We start from the raw sequence: 25,189 nt of genomic DNA on the forward strand, positions 1-25,189 counted from the left end.
TGGCGGGCCCGGCGGCGGCGTCCGCCCCGGGCCCGCCGGGCGGTCACCCGGCTCGTCCGGCGGCGACCTCCTGGGCCGTCAGGTAGCCGGAGTCGATCAGCACCGACTGGATGTCGTCCTTGTAGACGGTCTGCACCGGCAGCAGGAACGACGGCACGACCTTGACCCCGTTGTCGTACGTCTTGGTGTCGTTCGCCTTGGGCTGCTCCTTCTTGAGGAACGCCTCGGCGGCGACCACGGCCTGGTCGGCCAGCAGGCGGGTGTCCTTGAAGACGGTCGAGCTCTGCACGCCGTCGTTGATCAGCTTGACCGAGGCGACCTCGGCGTCCTGGCCGGTGACGACCGGCATCTTCTTGGCGCCGCCGCGGTAGCCGGCGTTCTGCAGGGCGGTGATGATGCCCCGGGACAGGCCGTCGAACGGCGACAGCACCCCGTCGACCTTGCCGCCGTCGTTGTAGCTGGAGGTGAGCAGATCCTCCATCCGTTTCTGCGCGGTCTCCTGCTGCCAGCGCAGGATGGCCACCTGCTCGATCTTCGTCTGGCCGGACTTCACCTTCAGCGTGCCGGCGTCCAGGTACGGCTTGAGCGTGTCCATGGCGCCGCTGAAGAAGAAGTGGGCGTTGTTGTCGTCCAGGGAGCCGGCGAACAGCTCGATGTTGAACGGACCGGCGGCGGAGCCCTTCGAGCCGTCCTTGTTCTGCAGCCCGAGACCGACCAGCAGCGCGTTGGCCTGCGCCACGCCGACCTTGTAGTTGTCGAAGCTGACGTAGAAGTCGACGTTCGGGCTGTTGCGGATGAGCCGGTCGTAGGAGATGACCGGGATCTTCGCGTTGGCCGCCGCCTGGAGCTGGCCGCTGAGCGCGGTGCCGTCGATCGCGGCGATGACCAGCACGTCCGCGCCCTGGGTGATCATCTGGTCGATCTGCTGCGACTGGGTGGGGATCTCGTCCCCGGCGTACTGCAGGTCCACTTTGTAGCCCTTGGCCTGCAACTTCTCCTTCACCGAGTTGCCGTCGGCGATCCACCGCTCGGAGGTCTGCGTCGGCATCGACACGCCGATGGTGAGGTCACCGGGCTCGGCCCCCTTGGTGTCCCCGCCGCCTCCCGCGCCCTCTCCACTGCACGCGGCCAGGCTGACCGCGATCGCCACGCCGCCCAGAGCGGCCAGAAAACGTCTGCGCACGAGCCCCATCTCCCCTCCACTGCCGGAACCGCACCGGTATCCCCTCCGGAGTGTTAACGCTCACAAGTTGCAGCGTCAACCGATCGGACGAAACGCATATGTCTCGGTCTCGTAACAGGAGTCGACGCGGGCGGCGGCGAGCGGCACCGCGAAGGGGCGGCGCGAGGATCGTCGCGCCGCCCCTTCGGCGGGTGGTCAGGCGGCGGCGCAGGTGGGCGTCATGCCCGAACCGCTGCCGTTGCCCTGGAACCCGAACTCCGTGCTCTGCCCGGCGCCGAGCTGGCCGTTGTAGTCCACATTGGCGAACCGGACCGTGCCCGTGCTGCCGCTGGCCGTGGCGCTCCACGTGTTGGTGACGCTCGCGCCACCGGGCAGCGTCATGGTGACCGTCCAGCCCCGGGTGCCACCCGAACCGGCGGTCACCCGGACCGTGGCCACGAACCCGCCGGTCCACGAGTTCAGCGACACCGACGCCGAGCACCCGCCCTGCGTCGGCGGCGGCGAGGTGGTGGTGGGCGGCGGCGACGTGGTGTTCGGCGGCGGGGTGGTGGTGCCGCCGGCGTTGAGCGCGTTGAGCACCGAGGTGTACGCGGCCTTCTTGTTCCCGGCGCAGTCGAACAGCAGCGCGTTGTCCGAACCGCGCCACGAGTCGCAGTCACGCACGCCCCACACCGTGATGCCGGTGCACCGCGACACGGCGAGGCAGGCGCGGGTGACCGTGCCGTAGATGTTCGCCTGGTTGCCGCCGGTCGTCACGTCCAGCTCGGTGATCTGCACGTCCACGCCCAGGTCGGCGAAGCGCTGGAGGTTGGCCTGGTAGTCACCCGGGATCGTGGTGCCCAGGTGCGACTGGAAGCCGACGCAGTCGATCGGCACGCCCCGGGACCTGAAGTCGCGCACCATGTTGTAGACGCCTGTCGACTTCGCGTTGATCCCGTCGGTGTTGTAGTCGTTGTAGCAGAGCTTCGCGCCCGGGTCGGCGGCCCGCGCGGCCCGGAAGGCCGCCTCGATCCAGTCGTTGCCGGTGCGCTGGAGGTTGGAGTCCCGGCGCCCGCCGGAGCCGCCGTCGGCGAACGCCTCGTTCACCACGTCCCAGGCGTAGATCTGGCCCCGGAAGTGGGTGGCCACCTGGGTGACGTGGTTGATCGCCGCGTTGCGCAACGCGCTGCCGGACAGCCCCTGCGCCCAGCTCGGCTGCTGCGCGTGCCAGAGCAGCGTGTGACCGCGCACGCTCATGCCGTTGGCCCGGGCGTGGCTGACCAGCCGGTCGCCGCCGGTGTAGCTGAACCGCCCCTGCTGGGGCTCGGTGGCGTCCCACTTCATCTCGTTCTCGGCCACCACGGAGTTGAACTCGCGGTTCAGGACGGTCGAGTACGTGCTGTCGGACAGTTTGCCGGTGGCGACCGCGGCACCGAAGTAGCGGCCCTTCTCGGCCGCCGCCGCGCGCAGCGTCGTGCCGGCGTCGGCGGCGGGGGCCAGCGCCACCGCCATGCCGGCCGCCAGCGCGCCGGCCAGCAGGCCGGTGGACAGCAGGGCTCTCGTTGGTCTCATACGGATTCCTCTTCCGGGATTGCGACGGTGGTGATGCGACGCCTCGACCCGTTTCCGGCGGTGGTGTCGAGGTCCGACCAACACGGCTCGCCCGGTGAGCCCTGCGGTGCTCCTGCCCTGCCCTCGACTGTGAGCGATAACATCCGCCCCGTCAAGCCCGGCGGACTAGGGATACACGTCCTCGTGCGCCTTGCGGTAGTCCGCGATCTCCGCCAGGCGGCCGGTCGCCGCGAGTGTCGCCCAGGCCGGGTTGCCGAGCAGCGCGCGACCCACGGCGACCAGGTCGAACTCCCCGCCGACCAGCCGGCTCGCGAGGCCGGAGACCGATTCCGGGCCACCCGGACGCAGGAACTCGCGGGTCAGTCCCACCGAGCCCACGGTGATCGACGGCAGGCCGGTGAGCCGTTTCGCCCAACCGGCCAGGTTCAGCGCCGAGCCGGCGAACGCCGGCTGCCAGAACCGGCGCTGCGAGGCGTGCAGGACGCCCGCGCCCGCGTCCGCGAACGCGGTGAGGATCTCCGCCAGCTCGGCCGGGGTCTCGGCGATGCGGGCGTCGAAGGCGCGCTCCTTGAACTGCGAGAACCGCACGATCACCGGACGGTCCGCCGAAAACTGTGCGCGCACCGCGCGCACGACCTCGGCCGGGAAGGCCGCCCGCCGCGCCGGTGAGCCGCCGTACCGGTCGGTCCGCCGGTTGGTGTACGGCCAGAGGAACTCGTCCAGCAGGTACCCGTGCGCGGCGTGGATCTCCACGGCGTCGAAACCGACCCGGCCGGCCGCCCGCGCCGCGGCCGCGTACGCCGACAGCAGCTCGTCGGCGTCGGAGAGCGTCATCGCGCGGGCGGGCGGCCGCCCCGGTTCCGGCACGCCGGACGGGGTCCACGCCGGGCGGCCGTCCACCGGCTCGCGCAGGCTGCCCAGGTGCCACAGCTGGGCGGCGATCCGGCCGCCGGCGGCGTGGACCGCCTCGACCACGCGCCGCCAGCCGGCCTCGGCCGGGCCGGGCGTCAGCCTCGGCACCGTGTCCTCGTGGCCGGCGCTGGGGTGGTCCACCAGGACGCCCTCGGTGACGATCAGCCCGATGCCCTGCTCGGCGCGCCGCCGGTAGTAGTCGGCCGCCTCCGGGGCGGGCACCCCGCCGGGCGCGCGGTTGCGGGTCATCGGGGCCATGACGATTCGCGATCTCAGCGGCATCCCGGCGACGGTGACGGGTTCGAGCAGGGCGGCCACCGGTGATCCGGTGTCGACGGTTGCGGTCATGGCCCGACCGTAGGAGGTGACACCGGTGTCAGGGGCAAGGCCGTTCAGGCCGCCGGTGCCGCGCCGTCGTCGGGGACGGTCATGTCGGCGACCACGTCGTCGAGCACCGACACGGCGTGCGCGAGACGGGCCATCTCGGCGACCATCCGGGACCGCTCCTCGCGCAGCCGGTCGGTGAGCCACCCGGTGCGGATGTCGGGGTTGGTGACGCAGGGCAGCAGCTCGGCCATCCGCCGGCTGCTCAACCCGGCGTCGAAGAGCCGCCGGATGAGGTCGACCCGCTCGACCGCCGACTCCGCGAACACCCGCTGTCCGCTCGCGGTGCGTACGGCCGCGAGCAGGCCCTGCTGCTCGTAGTACCGGATCGACCGGGCACTGACCCCGGTGCGTGCCGACAGCTCCCCGATGCGCATCACGCCTCCCGTCCGTTCCGACCTGTGCCTCGAGCATGCCAGCCGCCGCCGTGGTGTTCGACTGCCGATCGGGTACGTCCACTCGACGCCGCTCGAATCGCGCGACGTCTTCGCCGGCGGGGTGCGGGAACGCATCCCCGCCGGGTGGTCGACGCCCGGACCGTCCGGGCCGGTCAGGGCAGCAGCTCGACGTAGCCGCCGGAGCCGTGCACCCGGATCCGCTGCCCGTCCCGGATCAGGCGGGTGGCGTCCGGCACGTTCACCACGGCCGGCAGGCCGTACTCGCGGGCGATCACCGCACCGTGGGTCATCTGGCCGCCGACCTCCGTCACCAGGCCGGCGACGGCGACGAACAGGGGTGTCCAGCTGGGATCCGTGTGCGTGGTGACCAGGATGTCGCCCGGTTCGAGCTCGGCGCGGGCCAGGTCCAGGACGACCCGGGCCCGCCCCTCGACGGTCCCGTGCGAGACCGGCAGCCCGACCAGCGCTCCGGCGGGCACGTCGTCGCGCCGGTACGCCCCAGTGAGCGCCTCGCCGTCGGAGGTGAGCACCCGGGGCGGCGTCAGGGTCCGGTGCCACCGGTAGGCGTCCCGGCGCTCGCGGACGAGTCGCCCGTCGATCCGGTGCGTGCGCACCACGTCGCGGAACTCCGCGAGCGTGAGGAAGAAGACGTCCTCCGGGTCGGTGAGCACCCCGTCCCGGACGAGCCGGTCGGCCTCCGCCGTCAACGCCTGCTTGTAGAGGAAGTAGCGGCTGACGATGTCGTACTTCGGGTACTCCCGGTAACCGATGAAGGTCCGGACCCGGTCGATCATGCGGCGGGTCTCGTCGGCCCTGGCCTCCCCGTCCGGCCGGGCCCGCAGCCGGGTCAGCACCTCCCGGGCCTTGCGATCCGCCGCCTGCCGCCCCTGCTCGAAGCGCCGCGCGGCCTCACCCGGGGCGAAGTTCCGCACGTGGTCGAGGATCAGCGGCACGAGAGTGGCCGGACGCTCGCTCCACCGTGGCCGGGTGATGTCGATCTCGCCGACGCACCGCATGCCGTACCGGTCGAGGTACGCCCCGATCGCCTCGCGCGCCTCCGTGCCGCCCGGCAGTCCCGGCAGCTCGTCCAGGAAGTCGTCGTCACCGTCGACGTCGCGCAGGAACGCCACCACCTCGGGATGCGGGCGGATCACGTCGGCGACGTCGAGCAGCGCCAACCCCATCTCCGAGGTGACGTTCCCGGGCGCGGAGAGGGTCAGCGTGTCGGCCGCGTTCGTCTCGCCCAGCCACTCCCCCAGCTTGTCGTTGAGCCACCAGGTGGCCTCCATGCCCGCCATGATCGCCTGCACGTTCACCGGATCGGCGAGGACCCGCTTGTGCTCGACGAACGCCTCCTCCTCCAGGAAGTCGAACAGCTCCGGCCCGGACCGGGCGCGGATGTCGCGGCGCAGCGCGGCGATGCTGGCCCGGCTGCGTTCGACGAGCGCGGTGACGACGTCCGGGTCGGTCTCGACCGCGGCCGGCGGGCCGCCGAACGGCGGCCCGGCGGGGGTGTGCTCGGGCGGCGTCGACGCGATGTCCCCGCGCTCCAGGACCGTCTCCAGCGCGTCCCGGGTCAGCGGGTCGGACCGGCTCATAAGGCCGAGGAAGGCGGCCCGGCCCGCCGGCGTGGCCAGATGCCGGGTGGCGTCGACGAACAGCCGGCCGCCGGCCTCGTGCATCGGCGCCATGGCGGTGCGCCGCCACATCGACAGGCCCAGCGGCTTCATCGCGTCGGTCATCATCTGCTGGTGCCCGACCGACAGGTAGACGCGGCTCTCGTCGTCGTCGACGGCCGGTAGCGGGAACAGCGTGGTGATCGGCCGGCTCTGGAGGATGTGGAAGTCGTCGTCGACCAGCCCCCACTCGATGTCCTGGGGGCGCCCGAACCCGGCCTCGATCCGCCGGCCCAGCCGCACGAGCCGGACGACCTGCTCGTCGGTGAGCGCGGGCTGCTCCTGCCGCGCCGGGTCGACCTCCTCCTCCCGGGTCCCGCCGCCGGGCAGGGCGTGGACGGCGCGCCGCTTGGCGGCGATCCTCCGAGCCACGATCTGGTCGTCGCGGACGGTGAACACGTCCGGGTCCACCAGCCCCGAGACCAGCGCCTCGCCGAGGCCGAACCCGGCGTCCACGGTGGCGACCCGGCGGTTGCCGGTGACCGGGTCGGCCGTGAACATGATGCCGGCGGCGTCGGGGAACACCATCCGCTGCACGACCACGGCCATCCGCACGCTCCGGTCGTCGACGCCGTTGCGCCGGCGGTAGGTCACCGCCCGCTCGCTGAACAGCGAGGCCCAGCACCGGCTGACGTGCCGGAGGATGTCGGCCGGACCCCGCACGTTCAGGTAGGTGTCCTGCTGGCCCGCGAACGAGGCCGTCGCCCGGTCCTCCGCCGTGGCGCTGGAACGTACGGCGTAGGCGGCGTCGGAGCCGAGGCCGGCCAGCGCCCGGGTGATCTCCGCGGCGACGTCCCCGGGCACGGCGACGTCCTCGATCGCGCGACGGATCTCCGCGCTGAGCGACCGGATCGCCTCCCGGTCCTCCGGCCGCAGCCGGGTGAGCCGGTCGAGCCGGTCGGTGAGGGACGGCGTCTCGGCCGTCACCCGCCGGAAGGCGTCCGTCGTCACGCAGAAACCGGCGGGCACCCGCACGCCGCCGACGCGCGACAAGGCGCCCAGGTGCGCGCCCTTTCCGCCGACGACGGCGACCTGCGTCCCGTCGACCGCGTCGAGGCCCACCACAAACTGTCCGGTCATCGCCGCTCCCCCGTTTTCCCAGCTCAGCCGCGTCCGGCCGACGATTCTGCGGCATGACCGGGGTCTTGCGGCAAGCCCCCGGGTGCGATATACGTTAGAAGTGGCAGGGAGTCGCCTCCCTGCCTTTGCCATGTCCGGCTGTCCTCCAGTCGGTCCGGCTCGGGTCGCGCCCGGCCGGTCAGGTGCCACACGCGACGCGGCTGCCGGTCGGGAGCCGCACGCGCGCCCCGACCCTGCTCTCGGCCTTGGCCGACACGTCCCCGCCGACTCCGTCGGCTCGAACCGTCCGGATATCCCCTATTTGTCGGTAAAGCGATGGTGCGTGAACTCGCTCTCGTTTCCGCGTGGGCGGAATGGCGGGGACCGTGCCGGGGCAAGAGCGGATCACGAGGGCCGCGGCGAGGCGACCCGGACGGGCAGAATCACGCGTAGTGAGGGAGACTCGGGCGATGACCGGCGCTGACACCGACCCGCGTACGCGTGCCGACGTGTTCGCCGTCGACGGCGAGATCGGTCCCGACCTGGCCCGGGTCGACTGGTCGGCGCACCCGCTCGGGCCGCCGGAGGAGTGGCCGCAGAGCCTGCGCACCGCGGTGCGGATCCTGCTGTCCTCCCGCTTCCCGATGTGGATGGCCTGGGGTCCCGAGCTGACCTTCTTCTGCAACGCCGCCTACCGCCGGGACACGCTGGGCCGTAAGTACCCGTGGGCGCTGGGCCGGCCGGCCGACGAGGTGTGGGCCGAGATCTGGGACGACATCGGCCCCCGCATCGACACCGTGCTGCGCACCGGCGAGGCGACCTGGGACGAGGGGCTCCTGCTGTTCCTGGAGCGCGCCGGCTACCGCGAGGAGACCTACCACACGTTCTCCTACAGCCCTCTGCGCAACGACGACGGCACCCTGGTCGGCATGCTCTGCGTGGTCAGCGAGGACACCGAGCGGGTGATCGGCGAACGCCGGATGGCCACGCTGCGCGACCTCGGCTCCGACCCGAGCGTGGTCCGCACCGAGCGGGAGACGCTGGCCTTCGCCAACCGCCAGTTGGGGCGCAACCGGCAGGACCTGCCGTTCGCGCTGACGTACCTGTTCGGTGCCGACGGTGACGCGCGGCTGGTGGAGGCGACCGGCCTGGCCGCGGGCCACCCGGCGGCGCCGGCGGCGTTGTCGCCGGCCGACCCGGCGCCGGTCTGGCCGGTGCGGGCCCTGACCGAGGGTGAGGCGGTACGGGTACCGCTCGACGGCCCCGCCTTCGCCGATCTGCCCGCGGGCGCGTGGCCCGATCCGCCGACCGAGGCGCTGCTGGTGCCGCTGCGGCAGCAGGGCGCGGCGCCCTACGGGTTCCTCGTGGCCGGGCTGAACCGCTACCGGGACCTGGACGACGGCTACCGCGGGTTCGTGGAGCTGGCCGCCGGCCACGTGGCGACCGGCATCGCCAGCGCCCGCAGCTACCAGGCGCAGCAGCGTCGGGCCGAGGAACTGGCCGAGCTGGACCGCGCCAAGACCGCCTTCTTCTCCAACATCAGCCACGAGTTCCGCACCCCGCTGACCCTGATCATGGGGCCGGTGGACGAGCTGCGGGGCCTCATGCAGGACGCCGACCCGCGGATCCGCGAGGAGCTGGAGGTCATCCGCCGCAACGGGCTGCGCCTGGGCCGGCTGGTCAACAGCCTGCTCGATTTCTCCCGGATCGAGGCCGGCCGGATGCAGGCCCGCTACGAACCGGTGGACCTGGCCGCGGTCACCGCCGACCTGGCCAGCGTCTTCCGCTCGGCGATCGAACGTGCCGGCCTGACCTTCGAGGTCGACTGCCCGCCGCTGCCCGGCCCGGTGCACATCGACCCGGGCATGTGGGAGAAGGTCGTGCTCAACCTGCTCAGCAACGCCCTGAAGTTCACCTTCGACGGCAGCGTGCGGGTGGAGCTGCGGGCGGAGGACGGGCAGGCCGTCCTGCGCGTGTCCGACACCGGCATCGGCGTCGCGGAGGACGAGCTTCCGCGCCTGTTCGAGCGCTTCCACCGGATCGAGAACGCCCGCTCCCGCTCCGACGAGGGCAGTGGGATCGGGTTGGCCCTGGTCAAGGAGCTGGTCGGGCTGCACGGTGGCACCATCACCGCCAGCAGCACCCTGCGGGAGGGCACCAGCTTCACGGTCCGGCTGCCGTTCGGGGTCACCCACCTGCCCGCCGACGCGCTCGCGCCCGCGGGCACCGGCCGGGTCGCGGCGTCGGCCGAGCCGTTCGTGCAGGAGGCGTTGCGCTGGCTGCCCGGTGACCTCTCCGACATGCCCCCGGACGACGCGGCCCCGGTCGACGGGCCGGTCACGCCGCTGCCCGGCGGCGCGCCGGCCCGGATCCTGGTCGCCGACGACAACGCCGACATGCGTGAGTACCTGACCCGCCTGCTGCGCTCCGCCGGGCACCGGGTGGAGGCCGTCGCCGACGGTCAGGCGGCCCTGGAGGCCGCGCGTACCCGGACGCCGGACCTGGTGGTCAGCGACGTCATGATGCCCCGCCTCGACGGTCTGCAACTGGTCGCCGCGCTGCGTACCGATCCGCGCACCGCCGGCACTCCGGTGCTGCTGCTCTCCGCCCGCGCCGGGCAGGAGGCCTCCATCGAGGGGCTGGAGGCCGGCGCCGACGACTACCTGGTCAAGCCCTTCCCGGCGGCCGAGCTGCTGGCCCGGGTCCGGGCCAACGTGGAGCTGGCCCGGCTGCGCAACCACCACGCGCGCTGGCGCACCGCCCTGGTCGACTCGTTGCAGGAGGCGTTCTTCGTCTGCGACGAGGACGGCGCGGTGGTGGAGATCAACGCCGCGTTCACCGACATCCTCGGCTATGGCCCCGAGGGACTCCCCTACCCCCCGGTGCAGCCGTGGTGGCCGGACCCGGAGGCCGAGCCGGAGGCGCACCGCCAGGTGGCGGCGGCGTTCTCGGTGCTGATCGGCCAGAACCAGGGCACCTACACCGTGCCGGTGACCCACCGCAACGGGCACCGGCTCTGGATCGCCGCCTCGTTCAACCAGGTCGACGACCCCGACACCGGCCGGCGGATGATCGTGGGCACGTTCCGCGACGTCACCGCCGAGCACTACGCGGTGCAGCGGGAGACCGCCCTCGCCGGGCTGGGCATGCGGCTGTCCCAGGCGGAGGACCTGCCCGACGCCCTCCACGGCGTCCTGGACGAGCTGCGCCGACTGTGGCGCGCCACCGGCGTGGTCACGGCCGTGTTCGGCGAGGCCCCGACCCCGGTCGTCACCGCCACCGACGCGGCGCTGCGCTGGGACTCGCTGCCGGACGCGCGCCGACAGGCTCTGGTCGCGCTGCGGGACACACCGCTGCTGACCCCGGTGGCGACACGGACGCACGGCGCCGGCATCGCGGTCGAGCACCCGGACGGCACCATGGCGATCTGGATCGACCTGGGCGAGAAGCGGCCCTTCACCGAACAGGACCAGACGCTGCTGGCGCTGCTCGCCGGCCACATCGGTCAGGGCCTGCACCGGGTGCACCAGATCGACCAGCAGCGTGAGACCGCACTGGCCCTGCAGCGGGCGATCCTCGGCCCGGCGCAACTGCCGGCCGGCTTCGCCGTGCGCTACTCCCCCGCCACGCTCCCGCTCAAGGTCGGCGGCGACTGGTACGACACCGTCGAACTGCCGGACGGCCGGATCGCGATCGTGGTCGGCGACTGCGTCGGCCACGGCCTGCGGGCCGCCACGGTGATGGGGCAGTTGCGCAGCGCCTGCCGGGCCCTGCTGCTGCAGGACGCCAGCCCCGCCCAGGCGCTGGCGGCCCTGGACCGGTTCGCCGCGCTGCTGCCCGGGGCGTCCTGCGCCACGGTCTTCTGCGGCGTGCTCGACCCGGCCACCGGGCGGTTGCGCTACTCCAGCGCGGGGCACCCGCCGGCCATCGTGGTGCGCCCCGACGGCACCTCACAACTGCTCGAACAGGGCCGGTCCCGGCCGCTGGCCGTCCGCCCGGGACTCGAACGCCCCGAGGCCGAAGCCACCGTGCCGGCCCGGGCCACCCTCATGCTCTACACCGACGGCCTGGTGGAGCGCCGGCGCCAGCCGCTGACCGTCGGCATCGCCCATGCCACCGCCGCGATCCAGCAGGGCCGCGGCACCCCGGTCGAGGACCTCGCCACCGAGGTGATGGACCAGCTCACCCCGGAAGGCGGGTACGCCGACGACGTGGCTCTGCTGCTCTACCGTCACCCCGGCCCACTGGAGCTGGACTTCCCGGCCGAGTCGTCCCGGCTGGCCGAGGTGCGCACCGCGTTGCGCGGGTGGCTGGACCGGTGCGGGCTGGCCCCCGCCAGCGCCTACAACGTGCTGGTGGCCGCCGGCGAGGCATGCGCCAACGCCATCGAACACGGCCACCGGGACAGCCCCGGCGGCCGGATCCGGTTGCGCGCCGCCGCCACCGCGGACGCCCTGCGCCTGAGCGTCACCGACAGCGGCCACTGGCGCGACCAGAACCGGCCGGCCGACCCGCACCGTGGGCGGGGTCTCGTGCTCATGCGCGCGTTGATGGACACCATCACGGTCACCCCCGGAGCCGGCGGCACCACCGTCCACATGCAGGCAAGGATCATCCGATGAGCACGGCCCTCACCCTCACCACCGGCAGCCGGCCCGACGGCACCCGCGTGCTGACCGCCGTGGGCGAGATCGACATGAGCAACGCGGCCTCGTTCGCCGACGCGCTCGGCGACGCGGTTCGGCCCGACGGGGATCCCCTCGTCGTGGACCTCACCGGCGTGGAGTATCTCGACAGCGCGGGGCTGGCCGCGCTGTTCCCCCACGCGGAGCGGATCGCGCTGATCGCCGGCCCGCTGCTGGAGCCCCTCCTGACCATCTCCGGGCTGGCCGACCTCACCACCGTCAAGAGCGGCTGACCGAGCCGCCCACCTGGGCGGGGCGGGCGGCGTACCGGCGCGTCCGGCGCCGCCGTCCCGGCGAGGTGGAGCGGCCCCGTGCCCGGCTCGGCGGTCAGCGGGACGAGCGCAGCCAGTCCGCGTAGTGGGTGGGCGCGAGTCGGGCGTCCGGGCCCGGGACGAGGACGTCGCCGTCGACGGCGGCGAACATGCCGGCCGAGTCGTCGACCACCACGTTCCGGTCGTCGTGCCGCGCGGCCAGGGTGACCCGGCCCAGCTCGTCGAGGGTGAAGGCGTCCGGTCCGCCGACGTTGCGGATGGCGTTGAGCGGCGCGCCGGTGGCGACGTGGACGACCGCGGCGACCACGTCGGCGGCGGCCATCGGCTGCACCGGGGTGGCCGGCAGCCGCACCGTGCTGTCGTCGGAGGTCCAGGACAGGATCGCGTCGACGAACTCGAAGAACTGGGTGGCGCGCACGACCGACCAGGGGGTTCCGCTGTCCCGGAGCAGTTCCTCCTGCAGCGTCTTCGCCCGGTAGTAGTCCAGCTGCGGCACCTGGTCGACGCCGACGATCGACAGCACCACCTGGTGACCGACGCCGGCGCGCTGCCCGGCGGCGAGCAGGTTGCCCATCGAGGTGCGGAAGAACTCCAGCGACGCCTCGTCGAAGGTCGGCGAGTTCGCCACGTTGACCACGACCTCCGCCCCGGACAGCACCTCGTCCAGCCCCTTGCCGCTGATCAGGTCGACGCCGGTCGAGAGCGCCGCGGGCACGGCGTCGTGCCCGGCCTCGGACAGTTCGCGGACCACCTGCGACCCGATCAGACCGGTGCCACCGATGACGACGATCTTCATGGTTCCCGCCTTTCCCGACGTGGCTCAAGCACGACGGATTCCCGTTCGAGGAGGCCTCAAACTCGGACACGTTATATCCGGGATATTAGTCGGATAGAGTTTGTCCGAGTCAAGGGGGTGGGCGGGTGAAGCTGTCCGGTGGGGTCGAGTGGGCCCTGCACTGCTGCGTGGTGCTGACCACGGCCGCGCAGCCGGTGCCGGCCGCGCGGCTGGCGGAGCTGCACGACGTCTCCGGCAGCTACCTGGCCAAGCAGTTGCAGGCGCTCTCCCGCGCCGGCCTGGTGACCTCCGTGCAGGGCAAGGCCGGCGGATACGTGCTCACCCGGGCGGCGGAGCAGATCACCGTGCTCGACGTGGTGACCGCCGTCGACGGCGCCCAGCCCACGTTCGTCTGCACGGAGATCCGCCAGCGCGGGCCGCTGGCGAGCCCACCCGAGGCCTGCACCCGGCCGTGCGCCATCGCCCGGGCCATGGCCGACGCCGACGCCGCCTGGCGCGACGCGCTGCGCGCGGTGTCCGTGGCCGACCTGGCCCGCAGCGTGGACGAGGACTACGGGCCGGCCACGCTCGCCGGCGTACGCGCCTGGCTGGGCGGGCCGGACGACGCCGGCCGGGGCTGACCGCGTACCTCGGATCGCCTGGCCGGCGACCACCGCGAGCAGGCGCAGCTTCCCGTGGCGATGCGGCGCTGAGATCCCCCGTCGAGGCGGCTACCCGGCGTGCCGCGCGATCACCAACGGGGCGTGCGCGTGGTGCAGCACCGCGTGGCTGACCGAACCGAGCAGCAGCCCGGCCAACGCGCCCCGACCGTGCGCGCCGACCACCACCAGCTGCGCCGAGGCCGACTGCTCCACCAGCACCCGCGCCGGGGCGCCGCGCACCGACCGCTGCCGCACCTCGACGTCCGGGTAACGCTCCGACCAGCCGGCGACGGCCTCGGCGAGGATCCGCCGCGACTCCTCGGCCAGCGCCTCGGGGTCGTAGACCAGGGGCACGATGTCGCCCGGCCCGATCGGGGTCGGGTACAGCCAGGCGTGCACCACGACCAGCGGCGCGCCCCGGCGGGCGGCCTCCTCGTACGCGAACCCCACCGCGACGCCGGAGTGCGCCGAACCGTCCACGCCCACCACGACCGGGCCGTCCGCCCGCGCCTCGCCGCGCGTCACCAGCACCGGACAGTGGGCGCGGGCGGACACCTGGAGGGTGACCGACCCGATCAGCAGGCCGGCGAAACCGCCCAGGCCACGATGGCCGAGCACCATCAGCGTCGCGCGCCGTGACTCCGCCACCAGCACCGCCGCCGGCGCGCCGTCGACCACCACGCCGGTGACCGGCACGTCCGGCGCGACCTTGCCGGCCTCGGCGACCGCCTCGGCGACGCACCGCTCGGCCTGGTTGCGCAGCCCGGCTCCGGCGGGCGCACCGGGCGCCGGGGTGAGCGGCGCCCGGGTCAGCGGCCAGATGAACGCGTGCACCACCCGCAGCGGCCGGTGCCGGAAGGCCGCCTCGCGGGCGGCCACCCGCACCGCGTCCAGGGCGGTGGCGGAGCCGTCCACCCCGACCACGACGGGGTCCGCGGAATGGATCGTCATGACAACCTCCTTCACGATCGTCAACCGGACCGGCGGGTCAGCCGCAGCAGCAGCCCGGGCAGGACACCCACCGCGGCGCAGCCGAGCAGGTCGGGGAGGGCCAGCGGCGCGGTGCCGAGCAGATCGCGCAGCGGCGGCAGCAGCACGCCAGCCACCTGGAGCGCCGCGGAGACGGCGACCGCGAGCGGCAGCGCGCGGTTGCGGTCCGACGAACCCGGCGAGCGGGTCGCGCGGACGGCCAGCGCCACGCCGAGCTGGGAGAGGCCGAGCACCACGAAGACCACCGACTGCCACGGCCGGTCCGCGTACGCGGCCGCCACCCCGGCGCCGAGCGCCGCCGCGGCGATCAGCGCGCCGGTGACGAGCACGTCACGGCCCAGCCCGCCGCCGAGCACCGACTCCTGGGGCGAGCGCGGGTGGCGTCGCAACGTGCCCGGCTCCGCCGGCTCGGCACCCAGCGCCACCCCGGGCACACCGTGGGTGAGCAGGTTGATCCAGAGAATCTGCGCCGGCAGCAACGGCACGGGCAGTCCCAGAAGCGGGCCGAGAAGCATCACCGCGATCTCGGCCACTCCGCCGGCGAGGGCGTAGCGCAGGAACCGACGGATGTTGTCGTAGATCCGGCGGCCCTCGCCGATCGCCGTCGCCACCGTGGTCAGGTCGTCGTCGACCAGCACCAGGTCGGCGGCCTGTCGGGCCACCTCGGTGCCGCCCCCCATCGCCACGCCGATGTCCGCGCGCCGCAGCGCCGGGGCGTCGTTGACGCCGTCACCGGTCATCGCCACGACGTGTCCGCGCGACTGCAGACCGGCGATGATGTCGAGCTTCTGCTCCGGCTGGGTCCGCGCGTACACCCGGGTGTCGGGATGGGCCCGGCCCGGGTCGCCGTCGTCGCCGTTGGCCAGCGGGTCGCCGTCGGTCCAGAGCCCGAGCCGGCCGCCGATCGCCGCGGCGGTCGCCGGGTGGTCTCCGGTGATCAGCACCAGCCGGATCCCGGCCTCCTCGAAGCCCGCGGCGATGCCCGGCGCCTGGACACGCAGTGGGTCACCCACCCCGACCAGGCCCAGCGGTCGCAGGCCGGTCGGGCGGGCCGGGTCGGGAGGGGTGTCGACCACGGCGGAGGCCACCGCCAGCACCCGCAGCCCCTCGGCGGCGAGCCGGCGCGCGGACTCCGTCAGCTCGGCCAGCTCCTCGGCGTCGGCGTCGGTCAACGGCGTGGTCAGCACGTTCTCGGGCGCACCCTTGCACACCACCAGGTACCGCCCGTCGCCGCGGCGGTGCACCGTGGTCATCCGGCGCAGCTCCTGGTCGAAGGGGTGCTCCGCCACCCGGGGCCACGCGTCGCGGGTGGTCTCCGGGTCGACCCCGCACCGGGCCGCGAACGCGACCAGCGCCGCCTCCAGCGGGTCGCCGATCGCGGACCACTCCGGCCGGTCGTCGGTCGGTGGCGTCAGCGTGGCGTCGTTGCAGAGCAGCCCCGCGCGGGCCAGCCGGCGCAGCTCGTCCGGCGCGTCCACCGGCTCGTCCCGGTGGCGCACCTCGCCGTGGGGGGCGTAGCCGGTGCCGGTGACGGCGTACCGGGCACGACCGGCGGTGACCGCCTGCTGCACCGCCATCCGGCCCTCGGTGAGCGTGCCGGTCTTGTCCGAGGCGATCACGGTGACCGAGCCGAGCGTCTCCACCGCGTGCAGGCGTCGCGGGATGGCCCGGCTGCCGGCCATCCGGCGGGCGCCCAGGGCGAGCGCGAGCGTGACCACGGCGGGCAGCGACTCCGGGACGGCCGCCACCACGAGACTCACCGCGGTGACCGCCATCTGCGCGACCGGCCGCCCGTCGAGCACGCCGAGGGCGAAGACCAACGCGGAGAGGACCACCGCGGTCAGGCCGAGGACCCGTCCGAGCGAGGCCAGCCGGCGTTGCAGCGGGGTGGGCGCCGGCCGGGTGGCGGCGACCAGTGCGCTGATCCGGCCCAGCGCGCTGGACGCGCCCGTCCGCAGCACGGTGCCGGTGGCCCGGCCGGTGGTCACCACGGTGCCCGCGCTCGCCTCCTCGCCGGCCGACCGCCCGACCGGCACCGACTCGCCGGTCAGCGCCGACTCGTCCAGGCTGAGCCGGGCCGCGTCGGTGAGGCGCAGGTCGGCGGGCACGACGTCACCGGCCTCCAGCCGGACGAGATCGTCGCGGACCAGCGCCGCGGCGGGCAGCACGAGGTCACGGCCGTCGCGGACCACCCGCGCGGTCGGCGCGGCGAGCCGGTCCAGGGCCGCCACCGCCCGGTCGGCGCGGATCTCCTGAACCACGCCGATCGCGGTGTTGATCAGGACGACCAGCACGATCACCGCGGTGTCGGGGTAGTCGCGAAGCAGGGTGGTCACCACGGCGGCGGCCAGCAGGAGCGCCACCAGCGGGTCGGTGAGTTGGCGCAACACGCGGCCGGCCGGTCCACGACGGCGCGGCGGGGCGACCGTGTTCGGCCCCTCGGCGCGCAGCCGGGCCGCGGCCCGGGTGGAGGTGAGCCCGGCCGCCGGCGGCGGGATCGGGGAGGTCGCGGTGGTCGTCACTGTGCCCGGCCCGCCGTTGCTCACCCGCATCACCCTCACGTCGTTCCGTGCCCCGCGCGTCGGCGCCCTCCCAGCCTGGCCCTCGCGGCGTCGGACCGTCAGGGGCCGAGCGCCCCGGGACCCGGGACCAATGGCCCCCGAGCGATGAACCCCGGCCGGCCCGGGCCGGTTTGTGCCGGCGCACCGGGGGCACTGGGCGGTCATGACGGAACCCGAGCAGTTCGGACGGCAGCAGGAGGACCCGCTGGAGACCGGGCGGGTGTTCCAGGACGCCGAGGGACGGCGCACCACCGACCCGGCCGAGGGGGAGGCGAACGCCACCCACGACGCCGACCGCAACGCCGCACACCTGGCCCACGGCGAGGTCGGCCCGGGCGTACCGGAGGAGTAGCGGCGGCGGTCACCTGTCAATGTACTGTTGACAGGTGACTCCGGAGCTGACCCGCCTGTCCGAGGTCGCCGCGGCCCGGGCCCGGCTCGACGAGCGGGAGCTGGAGTTGATCGACCGGGCCCGGCACGACGGGGCCACCTGGGCCGAGATCGCCGGCGCGTTGGGCCTGAGCAGCCGGCAGGCCGCCGAGCAGCGCCGGCAGCGTCTCGTGGCGGCGCGCCGGTCGCGGCAGGCGCGGCGGGACCGGGCCTGCGCCCCCGACGTCGCGGCGGTGCGGGCCGCCGTGTCCGACCTGCACCGGTGGATCGAGGCGGACCGGGGGTGGGACGGCCGTTTCCGCCGAGCGCCGCTGGTCCGGCGCACCACCGTCACGGCCCTCGACGCCGCCGCCCCGGGTTCGCTGTACGCGCTCGCCGCGTACCTCGTCGGCGACCTGACCGACGTCGGGCCGCGACTGCCGGCCCCCGCCCGTGAGGCGACCCGCCGCCTCGCGGCGGCGCTGTCAACGCATCGTTGACGTTGCTCCACAGCATTGCCAGTGGATGACTCAACGCCGGACGATATGAGCCTTCTCCGCTCAACCCTGGAGGGCTCGTGCGTCGCAACGCCGTCCTGTTCGTGGCCATCTCCCTGCTGTCCGGCCTCGGCAGCAGCGCCATGGCCCTGGTCGCCGGCATCTGGATCCTCGACCTGACCGGCTCCACCGGCCTGGCCGCGCTCGCCGGGCTCTGCGTCTACGCCCCGGTGCTGGCCGGGCCGTGGCTCGGCGGGCTGCTCGACCGGGCGCCCCGGCGACCGCTGGTCATCGGGGTGAACCTCGCGCTGGCCGCCGTCCTGCTCAGCCTGCTCACCGTCCGAAGCCCGGACCAGGCCTGGCTGATCTTCGTCGTCTCGCTCGCGTACGGCGTCGGGTACGTGCTGATCGACGCCGGTGAGACCGCGCTGCTGCCGGCGGCGCTGGACCCCGCGCGCCTGGCCGACGTCAACGGCTGGCGCTCCAGCGCCCAGGAGGGCACGAAGCTGATCGCGCCGCTGCTGGGGGCCGGGCTGTACGCCTGGCGGGGCGGGCACCCGGTCGCCGTGTTCAGCGCCGCGACGCCGGTGCTCGTCGCCGCGCTCTACGCGGCCCTGCGGTTGCGCCGGACGCCGGCGCCCGCACGGACGGGCGAGCCCCGGCCCGGCCTGCGGGCCGGGCTCGCCGTTCTTCTCCGGCGGCGGGCGGTACGCGTACCGGTCGCGCTCGCCGCGGTGTCGATCGCGATGTCCGGCTTCACCACCGCGCCGCTCTACGCCGTGGTCGTGACCGAGCTGGCCCTGCCGTCGACGTTCCTCGGCGTGCTGGCCGGCGCCCAGGGCGCCGGTTCCGTGCTCGCCGGGCTGGCCGTCGGCCGGCTCGTCTGCCGTTGGGGCGAGGTCGGGGTGGGGATCGCCGGCACCGCCCTCTTCGCCGCCGGCTGCCTGGGTCGGTGCCTGCCCTGGTGGCCGGCCACGGTCGCCGCCTCGGTGGCGATCGGCGTGGGTCTGCCCTGGACGCTGGTCGCCGCCGTCACCGCCGTGCAGACGCACACTCCGGCGGCGGTGCTCGGGCGGGTGTCCGGCACCGCGAACACGGCGATGTTCGGACCGATCACGCTGGCCATCCCGCTCGGCTCGGCGGCCGTCCACGTCGGCGGTCGTCCCCCGCTGCTCGCCGCCGCGGCGGCCTGCCTGACCGCCGCGCTGGTGGCGACGGTCCGTCGTCAGTCCGGTTCGGACGTCGACCGGCGGGACAGGTGGCGGATCAGCTCCGGACGCGAGCGCAGCCGCAGCTTCCGGTAGACGTTGCCGAGGTGGTACTCGACGGTCTTGGGAGACAGGAAGATCCGGGTCGCGATCTCCCGGTTGGTCAGCCCCTCCGCGACGTGCAGGGCGATCTGCCGCTCCTGGCTGGTCAACCGGTCGACGGTCCGGTCGTCGCGGGCCGGCGCGCCCCGGCCGGTCGCGTCGATCTCCACGCGGCACCGCCGGGCCCACCCCTGCGCGCCGGCCGCCTCGAACAGCCGCAGCGCGGCGTGCAGCTGGACCCGGGCGTCCCGTCGCCGCTTCGCCCGGCGCAGCCGCTGGCCGTAGCAGAGCAGCGTGCGGGCCCGCTCCAGCGGGACGACCGTCGGGTCGCACCGCGCCAGCACCGCCGGGAAGACGACGTCCAGGTCCGGCTCGGCGGCGAGCAGGCCGGCGACCCGGGCCGTGGCGGCCGGGCCGCCGTCCGGCAGGTCCCGAAGCCGTTCCGGGCGGGACAACCAGGCGTACGCCTCGGCCAGCTCGCCGGCGACCGGCAGCCAGCCCGGCGCGGTGATCCCGCCCCGCGCCTGGGCGGACCGGATCCACTCCAGGTCGGTCACGGCCTCCTCCCACCGCGCCGCGACGACCGACATCATCGCGGCGGCGTACCGGAGCCGGGCCTCGACCTCCCCGAACTCCGCCGGCAGCAACCGCCGCGCGTCGTCGATGTGCGTCCGCGCCTCCGACTCGTCCCCGAGCAGCCCCTCCACCAGGGCGAGGGTGGCCAGCGCCTCCGCCCGCAGCAGCGGCAGGGCCACCTGCTCGGCGATGCCGACCGCCTCGGTCGCGGCCCGGTACGCGTCGTGCAACGCGCCGGCGCGCCAGCGGAGTTCGGCGAGCCGCGGCAGGGCGTAGGCCAGCAGGAACACGTCGTCGGCCGCGCGCGCCCGGTCGATCTCCGGCTCCAGCAGCGCCCGCGCGGCGTCCAGGTCACCGAGCCAGCAGAACACCTGCGCGAGTTCCGCGGCCGAGCCGTCGGCGTGGCCCGCGCAGGCCGCGACGCAGTCGCGGGCCGACCCGGCCCCCTCCGGCCGGCCGGCCAGCACCTGCGCGGCGGCCAGCCGGATCGCCCCCTTCGGCCAGGGCGTGCCCGGCGCGGTTCCGGCCAGTTCCACGATGCGCTCGCAGAACGGCAGCATGCCGGTGACGTCGAGTCGCGCCCAGAACTGGTTGACCCCGGCGCTCATCATCTTGGCCGCGCCGAGCGGGTCGGTGCGCGCGCACTCCTCCGCCTCGGCCAGGTACGCGTCGTCCACCACGGTCAGGTCGCCGTGCTGCTGGGCGAGATGGGCGAGCAACGGCGTCATCCGGCACCGCAGGTCGACCCGCCGGGTGAGTCCGAGCGCCTCCTCCCCGAGCGCCACGGCGTGCCGGCTCGCGCCCGCGTTCGTCCAGGCCCGGGCGGCCCCGATCAGGCGCCCCGCCCGGACGTCCGGGTCCGGGGTGAGGCGGGCCGAGCGCTCGTACGCCCGCGCCTCGGCCACCACACCACCGCGACGCTGTGCCCGCTCGGCCGACCCGGCCAGCAGCGCGGCGACCCGCTCGTCCGGGCCGGTCGTCGCGGCGGCGAGGTGCCAGGCCCGGCGGTCGGCCGTCTCCGGGCCGGTCAGCACCGAGGCGATCGCCAGGTGCGCCGACCGGCGTCGCCCGGGTCCGGCCGCCGAGTGCACCGCCGCCCGCATCAGGGGGTGGCGGAACGTCACCTCCCGGGTCGTGACCCGGATCAGACCGGCGTCCACGGCGCGGTCGAGCGCGTCCAGGCCCAGCCCGTCCACCGTCAGCACCTGGTCCAGCAGCGCCAGCCCGGGGGTCTCGGCCACGGCGCAGACGACCAGGGCCCGCCACGTCGCCTCGGGCAGGTCGCGGGCGTGCGCCAGGACGCTCGTCCGGATCCGGTCGGCCAGCACCAGCGGTTGCTCCAGCGGCAGCCAGCCGTGCCGGCGTTCCTCGGCCAGCGTCACCGGCAGCTCGACCAGGGCGAGCGGGTTGCCGGCGGTGGCGACCGCGAGTTCGGTGGCGACCCGCCGGTCCAGCCCCGCGCGCATGGCGAGCCGCACGGCGGCCTCCGGCGCCAGGCCGGTCAGCGGCAGCTCCGGCACGCCGCGCCCGTCGAACCCGGGCACGTCGCGGGTGGCGAAGACGATCGCGACGCGGTCCGCGAGCAGCCGCCGCGCGGTGAACAGCAGCGCCTCGGCCGAGGCCGGGTCGATCCAGTGCGCGTCGTCGACCAGGCAGAGCACGGGCGTCGCCTCGGCGGCCGCGGTGAGCAGGGTCAGCGTCGCCACGTACGCGGCCAGCCGGTTGACCGCGCGGGACCCGCCGTCGACGGCGAACACGGTACGCAGCGCGTCGGCCTGCTGGGCCGGCAGGCCGTCCAGCCGGTCGAGCAGCGGGCGGGCGAGTTCGTGCAGCGCGGAGAACGGCAGGTCGGCCTCGAACGGCACCCCGGTGGCGCGCAGCACCCGCATCCCGACGGCCCGCTCGGCGCAGTGGTCCAGCAGGGCCGTCTTGCCGACGCCCGCCACGCCCCGGACGACCAGCGCTCCCCCACGACCGTCGCTCGCGTCGGCCAGCAACGCGGCCAGGCGGCGGCACTCGTCGGTCCGCCCGAGAAGGCCCTCCCGCCCGTCCCGGGCCGTGCCGTCGGCGAGGGTCGGAACCGTCGCACCACCCATGGACGCACGCTAACCGCTGATCGGTTCCGGACCGGCGGGGCCGACGCGAACCCGACATCCCCGTGCCGGGACCCGCGTCGACTAGGAGGTTCCCGGATCCGGGCGCGTCCCGCGCTCCCTAGCGTCTGCACCAGCCGGGGACGAGCACCGACGGGGACCGTCCCGGGGTGCGCCGGTCCCGGCGAGGGAAGGCGAGGTCCGATCCGATGGGAGACGCAACGATGATCAGAAACAGAGTCGGCGGGGCGGTGGCGGCGAGCCTGCTGGCCGCCGGGCTGGGTGCCGCGGCGCTCGGGCAGCCGGCGCAGGCGGCGGGCGGCCACTACCAGATCGTCAACTACGGCAGCGGGAAGTGCCTGGAGGTGGACCGGTACGGCGCCCCGTCGTCGCTGGGCGGGCTCGTCGTGCAGCGGACCTGCGACGGGCAGGCCGTGCAGCGCTGGTCCCCGGTGGGTCAGAGCACCTACACGTTCGTCAACCAGTCCAGCGGCATGTGCCTCGACGTCCGCAACGGCGTGAACGCCGACGGCACGCCGTTGCAGCAGTGGGCCTGCACCGGGACGACCAGCATGAAGTGGACGGTCAACCCGAACTCGTTCAGCGGGGTGCACCAGGTCAGGTCGCAGATCGGCGGCCGGTGCCTGGACGTGCGCGGCGGCTCCTCCGCCGACGGCGCGACCGTCCAGATCTACCACTGCACCGGGTTCGGCAACCCGGCCCAGGTCTGGTCGTTCGTGCCGGCGTGACCGCCGGACGCGGCCCGTCCCCGGGAGTCGGGGACGGGCCGCCGTCGGCGCTCAGCGCCAGGTGTCGGTGGCGGTGCGCGTGCCGCCGCCCGGTGTGGTGAAGGTCCGGTTCGCGCCGGACTCCCAGGTCACCGAACCGTCCGGGTTCCGCTTCACGTACTTGTACTCGACCGCCGTGTTCGGCGGCAGCTCGACCGTCGCCCGCCACACCGGGTAGGCGGCCGGGGAGAGCGGGACCGCCGCGGCCGGGTTCCACCCGCCCAGCGCCGGGACGTTGCCGACGACGAAGACGTTCTGGCCGTACGCGGTGGTGGCGGTGACGGCGAACGTGGCGGCCACCGTCGAGGTGACGGTGTCACCCCGGAACGTCTCGGTCACCGCGTAGGTGCCGGCGGCCGGGGTGGTGAGGGTCCGGTTGGAGCCGGACTCCCAGGTGACCGCCCCACCGGTGGTCACCTTGACGAACTTGTACTCCACGGTGGCCGACCGGGGCAGGTCGACGGTGGCGCGGTAGCTGCCGCCGCCCTGCGCGGCCAGCTTCACGGCGTTCGCCGGCGACCACGAGCCCAGCTCGGGGACGTTGCCCACGACGTACACGTCCTGGCCGGCCGCCGGGGTCGCGGCGACCGTGAACGTGGTGGCGACCCGGTCGGTGGGGTTGCCGGTCGGCGAGGCGGTCGGGGACGCGGTCGGCGACGGGTTCGTGCCCGGCCGGGCCCCCACGTGGATCGCGACGGCGTCGTTGGCCGGGACGGTCACGGTGGCCCGGCCGCCGGAGACGGTCACCGTGCCTCCGGTGCAGCCGGTGGCGGTGGCGACGCCCGAGATGACGTCGCAGTACCGGCCGTCGGCCAGGCCGGTGGTGAAGGTGGCGGTGGTGGCGGAACCGGAGTCGTTGATGCCGATCCAGGCCCGGTCACCCCGGTGGAAGCCGATCACGTTGCTGGTCACCGTGGTGAAGTCGGAGACGGTCTTCACCGGGCGGGCGGCGTTCGCCCAGCCGACCATGCCCTTGATGCCGGTGGTGCGGCTCAGGCAGGTCCAGGCGGCGCCGCAGACCGTGTCGGTGACCCGGCCGATGCCGTCGTGCGGCGGTGACTGGTTGCGGTCGGTCCAGGTGAAGCTGTCGTAGACCGAGGGCTTGCCGTGCGGGTGGGCCAGCCCGAAGTAGGTGGCGAGCACGTAGTCGGTGCCGTTCTTGTAGGACAGCACCACCCCGTCGCGCTCCAGGTCGTGGTTGGTGACCATGGCGAAGACGTTGGCGCTCGGCGCGTCGAGGTTCCAGTTGGCCACGTTGGCCAGCGCGGCGATGGAGCCCTGGAAGGCCGAGCGGATGCCCTTGGCGTACGCGAAGTCCAGCACGTCGCCGTTGCCGGTGAACGCCCGGGCCTGCAGGGCCGGGTTGCTGGCGCCGTCGAAGATCTCCTGGGCCACGTACGGGCGTCTGCCCTCGGCGACGGTGTTGTTCAGCTTGCCGAGGATCGCGGCGAAGTCATCCTTGCGGACGTGTTTGACCGCGTCGACCCGGAAGCCGTCGACGCCGAGCCCGATCAGGTCGTTCAGGTAGCCGGCGATCGTGTTCCGGACCGCTTCCTTCTCGGTGTAGAGGTCGGACAGGGACAGCAGCTCGCAGCTGGTCACCTGGGCCTCGTTGTTCCAGTCGCTGATGCCCCCGCCGGTCGGGCAGTTGTCCCCGGGGCGGTGGAAGTCGCCGCTGCCGTAGGGCACGGCCGGGTAGCTGTAGCCGGAGAACTCGGTCCCGGCGTACCCGCGCGTGCCGGCCGGGTTGTTGGTGCCGGCCATGTGGTTGACCACGGCGTCGACGTAGACCCGCACGCCGGCGGCGTGGCAGGCGCTGACCATGGCGGCGAACTGCTGTCGGTTGCCGAACCGGCTGTCCAACCTGTACGACACCGGCTGGTAGACCTCGAACCAGGGGTGCACGCCGTCGGGGCTGCTCGGCAGGCTGACCGACTCCTGCGGCGGCGCCACCTGGACCGCGCCGTAACCGGCGGGGCCGAGGTGGTCGGTGCAGGCGGCGGAGACCGAGGCCCAGTTCCATTCCCAGAGGTTGGCGGTCACCTCACTGTCGTTGAGGACGGTGGCGGCGCGGGCGGGGGCGGCGGTGGTGGCAGCCGTGACGACCGCCGAGCCGCCGGCCGCGACCAGCGCGGCGGCGAGCATCAGGCGGCCGGCACGGCCACGGGGGTGTGGCCTGGCGGATTCCATGGCAGGGGGACCTCTTCCGTGCTCGACGGGGGTGCGCGGAGGTGGACGGCCGTCCGGGTAGCGAACACCATGCGGGATCCATGAAAGTCTTTGCAATACCTTGCGGCAAAGTTTTCGAAACCGGCTGGCAACACCTATGCCGCAACATCCCCCTCGACCAGCGGAGATCCCTTCTCGACGGACGTCGACGACGCGGGCAGCGCTCCCACGGCGCGGGACGACCGGGCTTGCGCTCTGGGAAGACTGGTCGGGTCGAGC

General features: G+C 74.2%; 17 protein-coding genes. 7 read left to right on the forward strand and 10 right to left on the reverse strand.

Annotated features, from left to right (window positions below):
* Nucleotides 1-43 precede the first annotated feature (43 nt).
* From chvE to rph, 5 genes are all read right to left on the reverse strand, one after another.
* The gene (gene chvE / locus ACN27B_RS28415; protein WP_099160437.1) at nt 44-1,183 is read right to left on the reverse strand and encodes a multiple monosaccharide ABC transporter substrate-binding protein; all 1,140 of its coding nucleotides are present in this window, start codon (nt 1,181-1,183) and stop codon (nt 44-46) included.
* Between the two features lie 195 nt (nt 1,184-1,378).
* Complete coding sequence (locus tag ACN27B_RS28420) at nt 1,379-2,734, reverse strand: endo-1,4-beta-xylanase (RefSeq protein ID WP_422742234.1); 1,356 nt, start codon at nt 2,732-2,734, stop codon at nt 1,379-1,381.
* Between the two features lie 165 nt (nt 2,735-2,899).
* Nucleotides 2,900-3,994, reverse strand: a complete 1,095-nt coding sequence (locus tag ACN27B_RS28425) for a 12-oxophytodienoate reductase (RefSeq protein ID WP_422742236.1) — start codon at nt 3,992-3,994, stop codon at nt 2,900-2,902.
* A gap of 44 nt (nt 3,995-4,038) precedes the next feature.
* Entirely contained in the window at nt 4,039-4,407 is a 369-nt protein-coding gene (locus tag ACN27B_RS28430; protein WP_422742239.1) for a MerR family transcriptional regulator, read from the reverse strand.
* Nucleotides 4,408-4,580: 173 nt separating this feature from the next.
* Nucleotides 4,581-7,184, reverse strand: coding sequence for a rifamycin-inactivating phosphotransferase (gene rph, locus ACN27B_RS28435; protein WP_422742241.1), 2,604 nt, complete (start codon nt 7,182-7,184; stop codon nt 4,581-4,583).
* 449 nt (nt 7,185-7,633) lie between these two features.
* Between rph and ACN27B_RS28440 the strand changes: the two genes are divergently transcribed.
* The gene (locus ACN27B_RS28440) at nt 7,634-11,785 is read left to right on the forward strand and encodes a SpoIIE family protein phosphatase (protein ID WP_422742243.1); all 4,152 of its coding nucleotides are present in this window, start codon (nt 7,634-7,636) and stop codon (nt 11,783-11,785) included.
* Nucleotides 11,782-12,081 carry an STAS domain-containing protein gene (locus ACN27B_RS28445; protein ID WP_091573851.1) on the forward strand — a complete coding sequence of 100 codons (300 nt, stop codon included), beginning with the start codon at nt 11,782-11,784 and terminating at the stop codon, nt 12,079-12,081. The genes ACN27B_RS28440 and ACN27B_RS28445 overlap by 4 nt, the downstream gene beginning before the upstream one ends.
* A 94-nt stretch (nt 12,082-12,175) precedes the next feature.
* Here ACN27B_RS28445 and ACN27B_RS28450 read toward each other — a convergent pair whose 3' ends face one another.
* Entirely contained in the window at nt 12,176-12,916 is a 741-nt protein-coding gene (locus tag ACN27B_RS28450; RefSeq protein WP_422742246.1) for an SDR family oxidoreductase, read from the reverse strand.
* Nucleotides 12,917-13,041: 125 nt separating this feature from the next.
* Here ACN27B_RS28450 and ACN27B_RS28455 point away from each other — a divergent pair, with 125 nt between their 5' ends.
* On the forward strand, nt 13,042-13,536 hold the full coding sequence (locus ACN27B_RS28455) for an RrF2 family transcriptional regulator (RefSeq protein ID WP_422742248.1): 495 nt from the start codon (nt 13,042-13,044) through the stop codon (nt 13,534-13,536).
* A gap of 90 nt (nt 13,537-13,626) precedes the next feature.
* Here ACN27B_RS28455 and ACN27B_RS28460 read toward each other — a convergent pair whose 3' ends face one another.
* Both ACN27B_RS28460 and ACN27B_RS28465 read right to left on the reverse strand, forming a co-directional pair.
* Nucleotides 13,627-14,508 (reverse strand): universal stress protein, encoded by an 882-nt coding sequence (locus ACN27B_RS28460; protein ID WP_099160424.1) that lies wholly within the window; start codon nt 14,506-14,508, stop codon nt 13,627-13,629.
* A 20-nt stretch (nt 14,509-14,528) separates the two neighbouring features.
* Entirely contained in the window at nt 14,529-17,093 is a 2,565-nt protein-coding gene (locus ACN27B_RS28465; RefSeq protein WP_253866318.1) for a cation-translocating P-type ATPase, read from the reverse strand.
* Nucleotides 17,094-17,271: 178 nt separating this feature from the next.
* Here ACN27B_RS28465 and ACN27B_RS28470 point away from each other — a divergent pair, with 178 nt between their 5' ends.
* The 3 genes from ACN27B_RS28470 (at nt 17,272) to ACN27B_RS28480 (ending at nt 19,278) form a co-directional block, all read left to right on the forward strand.
* A complete protein-coding gene (locus ACN27B_RS28470; protein WP_099164517.1) occupies nt 17,272-17,460 on the forward strand; it encodes a ribonuclease in 189 nt (62 codons plus the stop codon).
* A 34-nt stretch (nt 17,461-17,494) separates the two neighbouring features.
* Complete coding sequence (locus ACN27B_RS28475) at nt 17,495-17,977, forward strand: hypothetical protein (RefSeq protein ID WP_422742252.1); 483 nt, start codon at nt 17,495-17,497, stop codon at nt 17,975-17,977.
* Nucleotides 17,978-18,054: 77 nt separating this feature from the next.
* The gene (locus ACN27B_RS28480) at nt 18,055-19,278 is read left to right on the forward strand and encodes an MFS transporter (protein WP_099160420.1); all 1,224 of its coding nucleotides are present in this window, start codon (nt 18,055-18,057) and stop codon (nt 19,276-19,278) included.
* Here the strand turns inward: ACN27B_RS28480 and ACN27B_RS28485 are convergent.
* Nucleotides 19,200-21,956 carry an ATP-binding protein gene (locus ACN27B_RS28485; protein ID WP_422742255.1) on the reverse strand — a complete coding sequence of 919 codons (2,757 nt, stop codon included), beginning with the start codon at nt 21,954-21,956 and terminating at the stop codon, nt 19,200-19,202. The two genes, ACN27B_RS28480 and ACN27B_RS28485, sit on opposite strands and share 79 nt — an antisense overlap.
* Nucleotides 21,957-22,177: 221 nt before the next feature.
* On the opposite strand from ACN27B_RS28485, the gene ACN27B_RS28490 reads away from it, so the two are divergent.
* A complete protein-coding gene (locus ACN27B_RS28490) occupies nt 22,178-22,702 on the forward strand; it encodes an RICIN domain-containing protein (protein ID WP_099160417.1) in 525 nt (174 codons plus the stop codon).
* A gap of 51 nt (nt 22,703-22,753) precedes the next feature.
* Here ACN27B_RS28490 and ACN27B_RS28495 read toward each other — a convergent pair whose 3' ends face one another.
* A complete protein-coding gene (locus ACN27B_RS28495) occupies nt 22,754-24,931 on the reverse strand; it encodes a carbohydrate-binding module family 20 domain-containing protein (protein WP_422742257.1) in 2,178 nt (725 codons plus the stop codon).
* Nucleotides 24,932-25,189: the final 258 nt, after the last annotated feature.

Origin of the sequence: Micromonospora sp. WMMD754 (genome assembly GCF_049315235.1) — a bacterium.
Taxonomy (GTDB): domain Bacteria; phylum Actinomycetota; class Actinomycetes; order Mycobacteriales; family Micromonosporaceae; genus Micromonospora; species Micromonospora sediminicola.

Excerpts from the sequence above, each read along its gene's own strand:
- ACN27B_RS28485 (WP_422742255.1), bottom strand. The coding sequence starts at position 21,956 with ATGGGTGGTGCGACGGTTCCGACCCTCGCCGACGGCACGGCCCGGGAC.
- ACN27B_RS28420 (WP_422742234.1), bottom strand. The coding sequence starts at position 2,734 with ATGAGACCAACGAGAGCCCTGCTGTCCACCGGCCTGCTGGCCGGCGCG.
- ACN27B_RS28495 (WP_422742257.1), bottom strand. The coding sequence starts at position 24,931 with ATGGAATCCGCCAGGCCACACCCCCGTGGCCGTGCCGGCCGCCTGATG.
- ACN27B_RS28430 (WP_422742239.1), bottom strand. The coding sequence starts at position 4,407 with ATGCGCATCGGGGAGCTGTCGGCACGCACCGGGGTCAGTGCCCGGTCG.
- ACN27B_RS28445 (WP_091573851.1), top strand. The coding sequence starts at position 11,782 with ATGAGCACGGCCCTCACCCTCACCACCGGCAGCCGGCCCGACGGCACC.
- ACN27B_RS28490 (WP_099160417.1), top strand. The coding sequence starts at position 22,178 with ATGATCAGAAACAGAGTCGGCGGGGCGGTGGCGGCGAGCCTGCTGGCC.
- ACN27B_RS28425 (WP_422742236.1), bottom strand. The coding sequence starts at position 3,994 with ATGACCGCAACCGTCGACACCGGATCACCGGTGGCCGCCCTGCTCGAA.
- ACN27B_RS28470 (WP_099164517.1), top strand. The coding sequence starts at position 17,272 with ATGACGGAACCCGAGCAGTTCGGACGGCAGCAGGAGGACCCGCTGGAG.
- ACN27B_RS28460 (WP_099160424.1), bottom strand. The coding sequence starts at position 14,508 with ATGACGATCCATTCCGCGGACCCCGTCGTGGTCGGGGTGGACGGCTCC.
- ACN27B_RS28440 (WP_422742243.1), top strand. The coding sequence starts at position 7,634 with ATGACCGGCGCTGACACCGACCCGCGTACGCGTGCCGACGTGTTCGCC.
- ACN27B_RS28450 (WP_422742246.1), bottom strand. The coding sequence starts at position 12,916 with ATGAAGATCGTCGTCATCGGTGGCACCGGTCTGATCGGGTCGCAGGTG.
- rph (WP_422742241.1), bottom strand. The coding sequence starts at position 7,184 with ATGACCGGACAGTTTGTGGTGGGCCTCGACGCGGTCGACGGGACGCAG.